At 52.1% G+C, this 14,196-nt stretch carries 13 protein-coding genes; 1 reads left to right on the top strand and 12 read right to left on the bottom strand.

All coding sequences use genetic code 11. The annotated features are described in order from the left end of the window. Positions 1-101: 101 nt before the first annotated feature. The 7 genes from argF to argC all read right to left on the bottom strand — a co-directional run bounded on the left by argF (position 102) and on the right by argC (position 9,553). Positions 102-1,040, bottom strand: a complete 939-nt coding sequence (argF, locus tag NSQ22_RS04210) for an ornithine carbamoyltransferase (RefSeq protein ID WP_008878993.1) — start codon at positions 1,038-1,040, stop codon at positions 102-104. Next, positions 1,037-4,165: a carbamoyl phosphate synthase large subunit gene (locus NSQ22_RS04205; RefSeq protein WP_011886931.1), complete on the bottom strand. Its 3,129-nt coding sequence runs from the start codon at positions 4,163-4,165 to the stop codon at positions 1,037-1,039. Before NSQ22_RS04205 ends, argF begins: the two co-directional genes overlap by 4 nt. Then, positions 4,158-5,222: a carbamoyl phosphate synthase small subunit gene (locus tag NSQ22_RS04200; RefSeq protein ID WP_008878995.1), complete on the bottom strand. Its 1,065-nt coding sequence runs from the start codon at positions 5,220-5,222 to the stop codon at positions 4,158-4,160. Before NSQ22_RS04200 ends, NSQ22_RS04205 begins: the two co-directional genes overlap by 8 nt. 92 nt (positions 5,223-5,314) lie before the next feature. After that, complete coding sequence (locus tag NSQ22_RS04195) at positions 5,315-6,475, bottom strand: acetylornithine transaminase (protein ID WP_008878996.1); 1,161 nt, start codon at positions 6,473-6,475, stop codon at positions 5,315-5,317. Then, positions 6,472-7,248 (bottom strand): acetylglutamate kinase, encoded by a 777-nt coding sequence (argB, locus tag NSQ22_RS04190; protein ID WP_008878997.1) that lies wholly within the window; start codon positions 7,246-7,248, stop codon positions 6,472-6,474. The genes NSQ22_RS04195 and argB overlap by 4 nt, the downstream gene beginning before the upstream one ends. A gap of 12 nt (positions 7,249-7,260) precedes the next feature. After that, positions 7,261-8,493, bottom strand: coding sequence for a bifunctional ornithine acetyltransferase/N-acetylglutamate synthase (gene argJ / locus NSQ22_RS04185; protein WP_087959885.1), 1,233 nt, complete (start codon positions 8,491-8,493; stop codon positions 7,261-7,263). Between the two features lie 25 nt (positions 8,494-8,518). After that, positions 8,519-9,553 (bottom strand): N-acetyl-gamma-glutamyl-phosphate reductase, encoded by a 1,035-nt coding sequence (gene argC / locus NSQ22_RS04180; RefSeq protein ID WP_087959884.1) that lies wholly within the window; start codon positions 9,551-9,553, stop codon positions 8,519-8,521. A 317-nt stretch (positions 9,554-9,870) separates the two neighbouring features. Between argC and NSQ22_RS04175 the strand changes: the two genes are divergently transcribed. Beyond that, positions 9,871-10,554 carry a Crp/Fnr family transcriptional regulator gene (locus NSQ22_RS04175; RefSeq protein ID WP_008879001.1) on the top strand — a complete coding sequence of 228 codons (684 nt, stop codon included), beginning with the start codon at positions 9,871-9,873 and terminating at the stop codon, positions 10,552-10,554. Positions 10,555-11,004: 450 nt separating this feature from the next. On the opposite strand, the gene NSQ22_RS04170 is transcribed toward NSQ22_RS04175, so the two are convergent. The 5 genes from NSQ22_RS04170 to glp are packed head-to-tail and all read right to left on the bottom strand — an operon-like array spanning position 11,005 to position 14,186. Further along, positions 11,005-11,733, bottom strand: coding sequence for a YwiC-like family protein (locus NSQ22_RS04170; RefSeq protein ID WP_008879003.1), 729 nt, complete (start codon positions 11,731-11,733; stop codon positions 11,005-11,007). 5 nt (positions 11,734-11,738) lie between these two features. Then, positions 11,739-11,969, bottom strand: coding sequence for a molybdopterin converting factor subunit 1 (moaD, locus tag NSQ22_RS04165; RefSeq protein WP_008879004.1), 231 nt, complete (start codon positions 11,967-11,969; stop codon positions 11,739-11,741). Next, positions 11,966-12,433 (bottom strand): molybdenum cofactor biosynthesis protein MoaE, encoded by a 468-nt coding sequence (locus tag NSQ22_RS04160; protein WP_081157044.1) that lies wholly within the window; start codon positions 12,431-12,433, stop codon positions 11,966-11,968. Before NSQ22_RS04160 ends, moaD begins: the two co-directional genes overlap by 4 nt. Then, complete coding sequence (gene mobB, locus NSQ22_RS04155) at positions 12,430-12,930, bottom strand: molybdopterin-guanine dinucleotide biosynthesis protein B (protein WP_081157031.1); 501 nt, start codon at positions 12,928-12,930, stop codon at positions 12,430-12,432. Before mobB ends, NSQ22_RS04160 begins: the two co-directional genes overlap by 4 nt. Continuing rightward, positions 12,927-14,186 (bottom strand): gephyrin-like molybdotransferase Glp, encoded by a 1,260-nt coding sequence (glp, locus tag NSQ22_RS04150; protein WP_008879007.1) that lies wholly within the window; start codon positions 14,184-14,186, stop codon positions 12,927-12,929. The genes mobB and glp overlap by 4 nt, the downstream gene beginning before the upstream one ends. Positions 14,187-14,196: the final 10 nt, after the last annotated feature.

Here is a 14,196-nt window from a genome sequence, read left to right as displayed (position 1 = left end):
GCTTTGCCTGTAATCGTTCCATTACCTCCGAAAATCATCAGTTGCGCCGCCCCGAGTAAAAAAGATGTCCCACCACACTTGGCAGGACACCGTTCTTTCCATTATAAAACCGACACTAAAATCGCTTTTTGTGCATGAAGACGATTGCCGGCCTGCTCAAAGACCATCGAATTCGGACCATCCATGACACCGGCCGTCACTTCCTCGCCGCGATGGGCTGGTAAGCAATGCAAAAATATATAGTCCGGTTTCGCTGCTTTAACGAGCGCTTCATTTACTTGATATGGCTGAAATACTTGCAGCCGCTCATCACTCTCACTCTCCTGTCCCATGCTCGTCCAGACGTCCGTATAAATCGCATCCGCTCCCGCCACCGCCTCGAGCGGGTCGTGCGTCACTGTGACCGCCGCGCCTGTTTTTTCCCCGATTTGGCGCGCCGCTTCTACATAAGCTGCCTTCGGCTCATAACCCGGTGGACAAGCGATGGCCACATCCATGCCGACTTTCGCCGCAGCCGCCAAGAGTGCGTTGGCAACATTGTTGCCATCCCCGACATAAGCGAGCTTGATACCTTGGAACGTTTTCTTCACTTCATAAATCGTCAGCAAATCCGCCAGTGCCTGGCACGGATGATCGTCGTCCGTCAAGCCATTGATGACCGGAATCGATGCGTATTCGGCCAACTCTTCGACTTTTTGGTGGGCAAATGTCCGGATCATAATGACATCGACGTATTGCGACAGGACGCGAGCCGTATCGGCGATCGTTTCACCGCGACCGAGCTGCAAGTCGTTGCTGTTTAAATAAAGCGCACTGCCGCCAAGTTGAATCATGCCGACTTCAAACGATACGCGCGTGCGCGTCGATGGTTTTTCAAAAATCATCGCCATCGTTTTGCCGGCAAGCGGCGTATACGGCATGCCGGCTTTTTGCTTTGCTTTTAGGTCGCCTGCTAACGCCAGCAAGTCAAAAATCTCTTCTGTAGAAAAATCAAGAAGCGTTAAAAAGTCTCTCCCTTTTAATGACATCACTGTATTCATGCGATCACCGCCTGTTCTGCCTGTTTTTTCTTTTTAATCCAACCGCTGATCGGCTGTACATCGAGCTGACCTACAGTGAGCGCCTGTAAAAAGAGATCGAGCGTTTCACGCTCCGTGAAGACGAGTAATTGTTGGGACAACGCAGCCATCCGTTTCGGCGCCTCGCCTTCCTCCTTGCGCAAGTCGATCACTGCCAGCGCTCCGTCGCGTTTCACCCAGTCGGCAAATGAAACATCCGTAACGATATTCAGCTGTTTCGTTTCAATCTCCGCCGCCAGCTCCGCGTCGATGTCGCCGATAACATATAGCTCATTCGCATTCGCTTTCTTTTGCAAATAGGCATAAAACGCCTTGTACGCTGCTTCTTCTTTCGTCATGGCAATGCTGATGCCTTCTCCGGTTGACTTCATCTCCGGCCCAACCGTTGGGTCAACTCCTGGCAGCTTGTAAGTTGAAAAGACCGGATATTTCAAGACGACGTATGGCATAACCGTCAATCCGCTCATTTTTCCGCCTGGAATGTCGACAAGTGATTTCCCAAGCAATAACTTTGTCGCAATTTGCGCAAGCGGCACGCCAGTCGTTTTACTGACGATCGGCACTGTCCGGCTGGCGCGTGGATTCACTTCAAGCACATATACGTTTCCGTCAGCAATAACGTATTGAATATTCATGATTCCTTTAAAACCAAGCTTTTTGGCGATCCGCCTCGCATAGTCGACGATGTTGGCTCTTTCTTCCTCGGTGAGCGTCTGCGCCGGCAGCCAAGCGTAGCTGTCACCGGAATGAACGCCGGCTTTTTCGACATGTTCGATAATCGTCGGAAGCAAAATGTCCGTCCCGTCTGTCACGATATCCGCTTCCGCCTCTTTTCCGTCCAAATACGCATCGATCAAAATCGGGTATGTCAACTCACCTTGTTCGATCAATGCAGCGAGCTGCGCCTCGCTCCGGATGATAAACATGCCGCGGCCGCCGATCACATAAGATGGACGAAGCAGCACCGGGTAACCGATCTCCGCCGCCTTGGCTACGAGCTCTTCAGCATCGTTCGCCATCAGACCGGGCACATGCGGAATGTCGAGCTCTTCAAGCAGCTGGTAAAAGCGGTCGCGATCTTCAAGCTGATCGATGATATCGTAGGTGACACCAAGCAGCCGTACCCCTGCTTCTTCGAGTCCTTTCACTAAATTGATCGCCGTCTGACCGCCGAATTGAACGATCACATGTTGGATTTGTTCCGCTTCAATGACATCGAGGACACTCTCTAATGTCAACGGCTCAAAATACAAGCGGTCAGCAATGGCAAAGTCGGTCGACACCGTTTCCGGGTTGTTGTTGATCATGATCGTCTCATAGCCTTCCTTTTGCAAAGCGAACACGCTATGGACGGAGCTGTAATCGAACTCAATCCCTTGGCCAATACGAATCGGCCCCGCGCCGATGATCAGCACTTTTTCTTTGCCACTTGCTTGTTTTCGCTCATCTTCGCCGAAATACGCGGAATAATAATAATCCGTTTCCGAATGGAACTCGGCTGCGCACGTATCGACCATTTTGTATGACGGCACGATGCCAAGTTCTTTCCGCTTGTTGCGCACCTCAAGCTCGGTTACGCTCCACGTTTCGGCCAAAAAAGCATCGCTTGCCCCTTTTTCTTTTAAGAAACGGAACATCGTTTCATCGATCGTATCGAGCGTAACGGCTGCCGCCTGCTTTTCGAGCGCAACGAGCCGTTCAAATGTACAAAGGAAGAAACGGTCAATTTTCGTCCACTCATGAATGGTTTCGACCGTCACACCGCGACGAAGCAGTTCCAAAATGGCGAAAAAGCGGCGGTCGTCTTTATTGACGAGCAGCTGTTTTAGTTCGTCATTCGTTTTTGCCGAAAGTTCCGACAAAAACAATCCATTATTTTTGCCCTCAAGCGACTGAACCGCTTTTTGGAACGCCCGTTCCATATTGCGATCGATCGCCATTACTTCTCCGGTGGCTTTCATCTGCGTGCCGAGCTTCCGGTCGGCATGCGGAAACTTGTCAAACGGCAGGCGCGGAAACTTGACAACGACATAATCCAATGCGGGCTCAAAACTGGCGTACGTTGTTTTCGTCACCGGGTTGATGAGCTCGGCGAGCGTATAGCCAACAGCCAGCTTGGCTGCGATGCGAGCAATTGGGTAGCCGGTCGCTTTTGACGCAAGCGCCGACGAACGGCTGACGCGCGGATTCACCTCGATTAAGTAATATTGTTTGCTATTTGGATCAAGGGCGAACTGAATGTTGCAGCCGCCGATGATACCTAACGCTGAAATGATTTTCACTGCTGACGAGCGGAGCATTTGGTACTCTTCATCCGTCAGCGTCTGCGACGGCGCGACGACGATCGAGTCGCCCGTATGGACACCGACCGGATCGACGTTTTCCATATTGCAAACCGTAATGCACGTATTTGACTGATCTCGCATCACTTCATATTCAATTTCTTTAAATCCAGCGACGCTCCGCTCAATTAAACATTGCCGGATCGGGCTTTCCGCTAGCCCTTTTTCTACCAATGCAATAAACTGCTTCATATTCTCTGCGATGCCGCCGCCCGTCCCGCCGAGCGTATACGCGGGACGAATAATGATCGGAAAACCGATTTGTTCAGCAAACGCGACCGCTTCTTTGACGTTTGTCACAATTTCGCTTTCCGGCACTGGTTCGCCAAGCTCATGCATCAACGCGCGGAACGCTTCGCGGTCTTCTCCGCGCTTGATCGCTTCAATCGGTGTTCCGAGCAGTCTCACCCCGTATTTTTCGAGCACCCCGGCTTCATACAGTTGAAACGCCAAGTTGAGCCCGGTCTGGCCTCCAAACGTCGCCAGCAGCCCGTCCGGACGCTCTTTGGCGATGATCGCTTCGATCGCGTCGACGGTGAGCGGCTCAAAATACACAGCATCAGCATGGACGTCATCGGTCATGATCGTCGCCGGATTGTTGTTCACTAAAATGACACGGTATCCTTCTTCCTTTAAGGCGATGCATGCCTGCGTCCCAGAATAGTCAAACTCAGCGGCCTGGCCGATGACGATCGGCCCCGACCCAATCAGGAGAATCGACTGAAGCGAGGAATCTTTAGGCATATACTTTCTCTCCCTTTGCGACGGTTTGCAAAAATTCATCGAAAATATAGCCGGTATCTTGCGGCCCCGGATGAGCTTCCGGATGATACTGCACCGACAAAATTGGTTTATCGCGATGGATCATGCCTTCCACTGAGCCATCGTTGATGTTGATGAAACGAATGGCAAACGGCTTGCCCTCAAGGCTTTTCTCTTTGACGACATAACTATGGTTTTGCGACGTGATCATCACTTTTTGTTTTACAGCATCCCACACTGGCTGGTTGGCGCCGCGGTGCCCGAAGCGAAGCTTTTCCGTATCCGCCCCGTACGCCAAGGCAACAAGCTGATGGCCGAGGCAAATGGCTAAAGTTGGATACCGGTCGATAAGCTGGCGAATGGCTGGAAGCCGAACGCTTAGCTGTTTCGGATCTCCGGGGCCGTTTGAGAGGACAAGGCCATCCGGTTTAAGCGCATCGATCGCTTCCGGCGCCGTATCGTGCGGCACGACGGTTACTTGGCAGCCGCGTGATACGAGCGACTGTAAAATCGATTTTTTATAACCGAAATCGATTAGCACGATATGCGGTCCGCCTTGGCCGTACGTCTCCATCTTTTTCGTCGACACGGCGCACACAGGAAATGTTGTCTCTTCATCCATCACCGCTGGGATGGGCGACGAGCTTAGTTCTGCCATCATCGTTCCTTCCATGCGAATTTCTTTGACAAGGGCGCGCGTATCAACGTGAGTGAGCAGCGGAATGTTCCAGTGCCGCAAATATTCAGCCAAGCTGTATTTCACTCCATAATGAAACCCTTCGTTGCTCGCCTCATAGACGACGGCCGCTGCCACATGCGGGCGTTTGCTTTCAAAATCTTCATCATTGATGCCGTAATTGCCGATCAGTGGGTACGTAAAGACGATGATTTGATTTTTATACGACGGGTCGGTCAGCACTTCCTGATACCCAGTCATACCGGTAAAAAAAACGATCTCCCCGCTCACCTTTTTTTCAAGCGGGGTGGCAAGCTTACCGCTGAACGTTTTTCCACTGGCCAGATGCAAATACGCTTTCATTAGCGCCACCTCATCGTTTAATTTTTATAACCGTTAGAGAATTTTTATGCAAAAACAAGAATAAAAATGAAGCCGTCAACTGCCTAATTTGATTACAAGACAGCCGAGGCGTTGGCATTCTTCAATGTTGCCGTTAAAATATCCACTGCTTGATCGATTTCGTCTTTCGTCACGACAAGCGGTGGCAACAGTCGGATCACCTTCGGTCCGGCCGGCAAAACGAGCAAGCGGCTTTCATGAATCAAAGGCAACAGTGGAGCGATTTCCGTTTGACATTCCACCCCAACAAGCAGTCCGAGTCCGCGCACGTCCTTGACAATTTCAAGCGGGGAGAGCGCCTCGTTTAACCGCCCAAGCAAGTAGCTCCCTTTTTCTTGAACCTCTTGTAAAAATGCCGAATCGAACACGACTTCAAGTGTCGCCTTGGCGGCGGCCATCGCGATCGGGTTGCCGCCAAACGTCGACCCGTGCACTCCAGGGCCGAATGAATCTTTTAAAAACGCCTTGCCGATCATTGCACCGACCGGAATGCCGCTGCCCAGTCCTTTGGCGACCGTCATAATATCCGGCTCAATGCCAAAATGTTGATACGCAAACGGCTTCCCGGTCCGACCGATGCCGGTTTGTACTTCGTCAATGATCAAGAGCGCACCGTATTTTTGACATAGCTCGGCAGCTGTTTGCAAAAACACTGGATCAATCGGGCGGACACCACCTTCTCCTTGAACGATCTCGAGCATCACTGCCGCGATCTCATCGTTCATCGCTTTCTCGAGCGCGCTCGCATCGTTAAACGGCAAGTGTATAAATTCCGGCAATAATGGACCAAATCCGCTATGCACTTTCTCTTGCCCGGTCGCGGCCATCGTCGCAAACGTTCGGCCGTGAAACGACTGATGAAATGTGATGACTTTATGCCTTCCCGTATGTTTGCGTGCCAGCTTCAACGCCGCTTCGTTCGCCTCGGCTCCGCTGTTGCAGAAAAAGACGTAATTGCCGGCGCTGTGGGCAACAAGCTGGGAGGCGACTTCTTCTTGAATCGGAATCGTAAACAAGTTTGATACGTGCCAATATTGGTTCAGCTGCTCTTCAATTGCTTTCTTGACGTGCGGATGACGATGGCCGAGGTTACAAACAGCAATGCCAGACACGAAATCGAGATATTGTTTTCCATTGACATCAGTCACAACCGTCCCTTCTGCCGATTGAACAGAAATTTTCCAACGGTTGTAGGTTGGAAACAGTGCGCTCATAAATATGCCCCCACTTCTTTACGGATTGTTGTCCCGTGCCATGTTCCTTGCTCATAAAACGGCGTTTTGCCGCTGACAATCATCACTTTCGGCAACGCATCGGATAAGGCGGAGAGCGCCGCTTTCACTTTCGGGATCATCCCGCCGGTGATGACGCCGTCTTTGAGCAGCTGCTCGACCGTTTCCGCTGTTGCTTCCCCGATGAGCGTCCCGTCTTGCAAAAGGCCGGGCACGTTCGTCACAAACGCGAGCTGATTAGCGCCGATGGCTGCCGCGATCGCCCCTGCTGCCGTGTCCGCATTAATGTTGTACGTTTGTCCGCTCCGACCAACGCCAAGCGGTGAAATGACCGGTATGTAGTTTGCGGCAAGTAGCGTTTGCAGCAAATCGACGCGAACAGCTGTGACGCGGCCGACGTAGCCAAGCTTAATCCCGTCAATCGGTTCCGCTTCAAGCAGCCCTCCGTCTACCCCTGAAATGCCCACTGCCGGTAAACCGTGCTGTTTGAACATCGTGACGAGCTGCTTGTTCACTTTACCGGACAGCACCATTTCCACAACGGCAAGCACCTCTTTCGTCGTTTTGCGCAAACCATTGACAAATTCGCTTCGCACGTTCAACTGTTTCAGCATCTTTCCGATCTCCGGCCCGCCACCGTGGACGATGACGACATTCATCCCTTGTTCGCGCATCGTTTTCACGCTGGCAAAAAAAGCGGGAGATAGCTCATCAAGCACGCTGCCGCCGCATTTGATCACGACCGTGTTCTCCATTTTCCTCTCCCCTTATGTCCGGTAACTGGCGTTAATTTTCACGTAATCATATGTTAAGTCGCAGCCCCATGCAATGCCAAAGCCCTCACCTAAATGAAGGTCGACATCAATGACGATCATGTCGTTTTGCAAGTAGGCGACCGCTTCCTCTTCCAAAAAAGGCTGCGGCTCGCTCCCTTTTAACATCACGATCGGCCCGATGGCAACATCGACATTTGCGGGATCAACATCAGCATCAGCATAACCGATCGCGCCGATGATCCGCCCCCAATTGGCATCCGCACCGTAGACAGCTGTTTTTACCAAATTGGAGCCGACGATTTGCTTGGCGATTTTTTTCGCCTCATCATCCGTTTTCGCTCCGTGAACGCGCACTTCAATGAGCTTCGTTGCCCCTTCGCCGTCTTTGGCAATTTGTTTCGCCAAATCTTCGCACGTTTCCCGCAGCGCTTCGTAAAAGTTTTCCCAGTCCGGGTGGTCCGGCGTCAGCTCATCATTTCCGGCCAAACCGCTCGCCATGACAACAACCATATCGTTCGTCGACGTATCACCGTCGACTGTAATTTGGTTAAACGAGACATCGGTAATCGAACGCAGCGCCGCCTGCAGCACTGGCGACGAAATGTTGGCGTCGGTCGTAATGAACGCGAGCATCGTCGCCATGTTCGGGTGAATCATCCCCGATCCTTTCGCTGCCCCACCAACGATAACCGTTTTGCCATCGACCTTCGTTTCATAGCACGCGTGTTTCATCACCGTATCGGTCGTTAAAATCGCTGTTTGAAATGCTTCAGCGTCCGCTATCGTCGCTCCGGGAGCGAGCTTTTCGATGCCAGCACGGATTTTTTCCATCGGCAAGTGTTCACCGATCACACCGGTCGATGCTACCGCCACATAGTGCGGAGCGAAGCCAAACTGTTTCGCACATAAGTCGCGCATCTCATACGCATCGCGAAGCCCCTGTTCACCGGTGCAGGCGTTCGCGCACGAGCTGTTGACGATAACCGCCCGCAATTTTTGCTCAACCGCAAGGCTTGCTTGCGTCACTTTCAGCGGTGCAGCTTGAAAATGGCTTTGTGTATACACAGCGGCAGCCGAAGCTGGCACGTCGCAAACGATCACCCCTATATCTTTTTTGGAATGATGCAACCCGGCATGCACCCCAGCCGCCTGAAACCCTTTCGGCGTGACGACCGTTCCACCAGCAAGCACCGTCACTTGCGCCGTTTGTTTCGTTACCGTCATCGTTTCGTTCCCCCTTCCCTCACGCTCACGGATAAGTCGGCAAGAAGCGAAGGCCCTCGACCTCATCCCATCCCATCATCAGATTGAAATTTTGCACTGCCTGCCCAGCAGCGCCTTTCATTAAGTTATCGATCACTGACACGACCGTCACCCGTCCTGTCCGCTCATCATAAGCGAGGCCAATATCGCAATAGTTGGAGCCGTACACTTCTTTCGTCGCCGGGAACTGTCCTGGCTGGCGAATGCGGACAAACGATGCATCTTCATAACTTGTTTTATATAAATCTATTAAGTCGTTCAGCGAAAACGGCTGCTTCACCTTCGCGTATATCGTCGACATAATGCCCCTTGTCATTGGAATCAAGTGGGTGCTGAACGTAATCGGCTTCATCGCTCCGTTCCACGTTCCAAGCATTTGCTCAATTTCTGGAATATGTTGGTGGGCATTCACTTTATAAATTTTCACGTTTTCGTTTACTTCCGAAAAATGCGTCCCAAGCCCGGCTTTTCGCCCCGCACCGGATACACCCGACTTGGCGTCAACGATAATCGAGTCCTCTTCAATGAGTCTTTCTTTTACAAGCGGTGCTAAACCAAGCAACGTCGCCGTCGGATAACAGCCTGGATTCGATAGAAGCTCGGCCTCGCGCACCGCATCCCGGTTCCACTCTGTCAATCCGTACACCGCCCGCTTTAAATACGCAGCCGGCGCCGCCTCACGCCCGTACCATCGCTCGTATACCGCTCCATCCTTCAAGCGAAAATCTCCCGACAAATCAATCACTTTCACTCCGCGGTCAACAAGCGCTGGCGCCCACTCTCCCGATACTCCGGGCGGCGTAGCGAAAAAAACCGCGTCATACTTGGCAAGCGCTTCGATATCAAGTTTATGCAATACCGCCCCGTCAACCGCCCCGACGTGCGGGAAGCTTTCCGATAAATGCACCCCATCTTGTGACGACGAGTAGACGTCACAGCGATCAACGTGCGGGTGAGCTTGCAACAGGCGGAACAGCTCTGCACCGCTGTATCCTGTCGCCCCAATAATCGCCACCTTCATCCCGTCCACCTACCTATATGCTTCATGTAGTTCTCATTATAATACTGCATAAAAATAAAATCAAATGTATATTTAATAATTTTTGAAGATTTTTTCTCTCCTTTGTTCGCTAAACGGTGAAACAATGAAAACAGAAGCAATCGCGAAATCACACTTTTCCATCTATGCTCTTTCTCCGCTCAGACGCCCAATTTGTCACAAACGGTTCCGAGAATGTTCAACAATTTTTCAATCTTTCCACTGTCCTTATATTGACTTCCCTTTTTCTTACTGTAAAATTTTTTATAACGGTATATGATATAGAAGGTTGTGATGGGATGGAACATGTATCTGTAGAACTGCGGGAGTTACTTTCGGCGATTTACCGCACGATTCCGGTCAAAAAAGGAATGTACTTGTTCCAAGAAGGGGAAAAAGCAGATGAGCTTTACTATATTCAATCAGGCAAAATTCAAATTAGCAAAACGAACATGGATGGACAGGAGCTGACGTTGCGCATTTGCAGCCAAGGGGATTTGATCGGCGAACTGACGCTCTTTTGTCCCGGCGCCCGCTATATGCTGACGGCGAAAGCGCTCGAAGACAGCGTCGTTTCCGCTATTCCGCGCGAGGTGATTGAAAAAGAGCTCTCTGACAATCCGAAGTTGGCGATCGAGTTTATGAAATGGATGAGCCTCCACTTCCGCAAAACACAGACGAAATTCCGCGATCTCATTTTGCACGGCAAAAAAGGAGCGCTTTATTCGACGCTCATCCGTTTGTGCAACAGCTATGGCGTCATGAAGGAAGATGGCATTTTGATCGACATTCCGCTCACCAACCAAGAGCTCGCCAACTTTTGCGGCACCGCCCGCGAGGTTGTCAACCGCATGCTCGGTGACTTGCGGAAAAAAGGCGTCATCTCCGTGCAAAAAGGAAAAATTCGTGTCCACAACTTGCAATACTTGCGCGATGAAATTGCCTGCGAAGGCTGTCCACCCGAACTGTGCAGCATCGACTGATGAGCAGGAGACAGCTAACAATCAAGGACTGGCTCAAGAGAACATCTCCCCCCTAACAAAACGTGACTAGAGAATCGCGAAGTCGTTCGTAGTGAGAAAGGGTGTCTCATCGCTTTTGAGACACCCTCTTTATCATGCATTTATTTCATGATGTTTGATTTTTTCCTAATCGAACAATCCTTTGAACAAACGCCCATCGTACCGCCTCAATTGCTCATGTTTTGAATGACTTCTAAGATTTTTCCCGATGCCCTTTTTTCATATATATCCAACTCAACTCTATCATCCTCTTTGATCCATTCGTATCTTCTTACCTGTTCTTTTACTGAAAAAATGATTGTTCTCACCCAATCAATGACCAGACAAGACAAAGCGTGCTGAGAGTTGCGTCTCTTAACGAAAAGAAAAACCTCCAAATGGTCGTTGCTGTCTCTCATTTGGGGAGCTCACTCAAGAATAGAGAACGATCATCGCGATGAAAAAGTATGCCGCGTTGGCGATTTCCAAGATTCCTAGTTTCATGATCGGCAGCGCTTTGCCGTATAAGTATACAGCACGGACGACGCTCGGCGCGTAAGCCAAAACGGCAAACGTCTCGCCGGTGGCGATCAAACCGGCAACCAACAAGGCGTGATAGCCCCATGACAGCCATTTGTACCGCTCGTTTTTCTTTTCACGAATCATCGTTTTGACATAGAACGTGCTGCCGATGAAAAAGAGGAAGGAAAACACAGCCAATTCGAACGCTTCTAACGTCAACTCCCCACGCCCAACATAAAAGGCACCTAGGCCACCGATACAAAACGCCCCGATGGCCGCGACATCATTCCAGAAAGCGCGTTCGTTCTTTTTCCGGCTATAATAGGTGTTTACTAGGAAAAACGGGATCATCGCCAATCCGAAGAAAACAAGGGACGGCCGTTGCCAAAGGGAAACGGCAAGCGCCGGCGCCGCGATGGCGCCATAGCGGATGGCAGCGGGTACGTACGGCTCTTTTCGTTTCGTTTTGACTGCCATCAACAGCGGGTATGTCGCCAAATAGAGCGCAAGCCAAGCAATAAACAACGGCACGTGAATCCACGAAACCCCACCGGCGTAGGCGCCGAGCCAAAACGGGATGATGAGCATCGCCCAAGCGCCATGTTGCTTTGGCATCACCCATTTGCTTTTGTTCGCCATCGCTCTCACCCCCCGCTCACTGGTGGAATAAAGGCAACTGTGTCGCCCGTTTGAAGCGGTGCATCATCGTGCGCATACTCCTCATTGACCGCTGTCATGACACGCTCAAGCGATAAGCTGTAACGCGCTTCCACTTCTTCTTTCAGCTTCCCTACCGTTTCTGGGACGTGCGGCCATGTTACTTGCCGCTCGCCCACTTGTTCACCCAAATGAGCAAAAAACAAGAGACGGATCATGGTTCATTCACCTCCGGTTTTCCGGACGGATATGCTTTTGTTTCCAGTTGATCGCCAATCCATGCGCTGCCATCTTCCCATTGTTCTTTTTTCCAAATCGGCACAATTTGTTTGATCCGTTCGATGGCGTAGCGGTTCGCTTCATACGCTTCCGCACGATGCGGCGAGGAAACCGCGATGACGACGGCGATATCGCCGATCTCGAGGCGTCCGATCCGGTGGGTAATCGCTGTTTTCGCTCCTGGCCATTTTTCCGCGATTTCCGCCCCGATTTGCGCCAGCATTTTCTCTGCCATCGACACGTACGCTTCATATTGTAAAAAGAGCGTCCGCTTGCCGTTCGTCCATTCGCGCACCGTGCCGGCAAACACAGCAACAGCTCCCGCTTCCGGACGCATCACTTTTTTCATCACAGCCTCGACCGAAATCGGCTCGGACGTGATAGAAAATAACGATTCGGTCATGTCCGCATTCTCACCTCATTCATTAACCATGGGATATATCGGGCATCATCAGCCATCGAAAACACCGGGTGCGGCAACGGTCGAGAGAGCGGTTCCCAAGCGATGACGGCGCGGATGTTGGCGAGGTGCTGAAGCGACGCCCAATCTTCCTCGGAGCGCACAAGCACCACTTTCGGATGCGGCGCCTGCTTATATCCTTCGACCAGCACGAGGTCCAGCCGAAGCGGAGCATAAAGCGCCAAAACATCATCCAACCGCCACAACGGTCGGCGGAGGTGCAGCTGCAACAGCCCGTCCCCTTCCACCGCTGTCGCCACCGCCCCAGCCCGCTCATGACGGACGGAATCGACGCCTTCCGGCCGTGCAGGCTCGCCGCCATGGCCATGATGCTTCACCGTCCCGACGCGCCATCCTTCCCGGACAGCGGCCGCCACCCATTTTTCGACGAGCGTTGTCTTGCCCGTATGTTTATAGCCGACAACTTGCCAGACATTCATTCGCTCGATCCCTCGTCATCATCGAGCAGCCATACGTCCACTTCGTCATCCTTAGCGAACCCTCTCGTCCCGCCTGGCAGCACCATCAAGGCGTTGGCCGCCGCGAGCGAGGTGACGATGTTCGACTTATCCATGCCGACCGGTTTGACGATGAGTCGCCCATCGATCGCTTCGACGCGGCTGCGCACGAAGCGGGTGAACGGATTCGGCTTTGGAAAATCGGCGCCAAGCGTCGCTTTCACTTTCTTCAAATACGGCTTGGTAGAAAACAAGCGCGTCCGCACGACCGGGCGGACAAACAGTTCATAGCCGACATAGCATGCCGATGGGTTGCCAGATAGCCCAAACAGCAGCTTGCCATTCCACTCGGCGACGGTCGTCACGCTTCCCGGGCGCATGGCGATTTTGTTAAACAAAACGTTCGCCTGAAGCCGCTCGTAAATGGCGGGCAAATAGTCGTAATCGCCGACCGAGACGCCCCCGGTCGTAATGAGCATGTCCACTTGGTCGAGCGCCTCGCGCACGGCGTGAAAGCATGCGTCAAGGTCATCGGCCAGCTGGCCAAAATAGATCAGCTCAGCGCCGCTTTTTAGTGCCTGTGCCTCAATCATGTAGGCGTTGCTGTTACGGATTTTCCCTGGAACGAGCGGTTCAGAGACATCAAGCAGCTCGCTGCCGGTCGCAAACAATCCGATCCGCGGTTTTTTCGCCACCTTCACTTCGGCATAGCCGAACGTCGCCAACAGCGCCGCCACTCCCGGATTGATGCGCGTTCCTTTTTTGACAAGCGGCGTCCCTTTTTTTGCGTCCTCCCCTTGAAACGAGATGTTGTCTCCTGGGCGGAACGGGCGCTTAATCGACATATACGTTTTTCCATCCCGTTCATACTGTTTGGTCAGCTCCAACATGACGACCGCATCGCATCCATTCGGAATTTGTGCCCCAGTCATTAGACGCACCGCTTGAAACGGACCGACCGTCTTGGTGGCGACTTGTCCGGCGCCGATTGCCTCAATCACCTCAAACTCTACTGGATGGTTCAGCCCCGCCTCTTGCGAATCAGCGGCGCGAATGGCAAATCCGTCATACGGGGAGCGGTCAAACGGTGGCACGTCATGGTCGGCGCACAAATCTTCCGCCAAATAGCGGCCATACGACTGCCGAAGCGGCACCGTTTCCTCTTCCCCCACCCCGGCATAGCACATCACCCGATTGATCGCTTCCGCTACGGGAATCGGGGTTCGTCTTTCGACCATGTCTCTCTCT

This window comes from Geobacillus sp. FSL K6-3411, from assembly GCF_037965715.1.
Classification (GTDB): Bacteria; Bacillota; Bacilli; order Bacillales; family Anoxybacillaceae; genus Geobacillus; species Geobacillus thermodenitrificans.
Note: the sequence above shows the minus strand (reverse complement) of the source record. Positions and strands in the feature narration are given on the sequence as shown.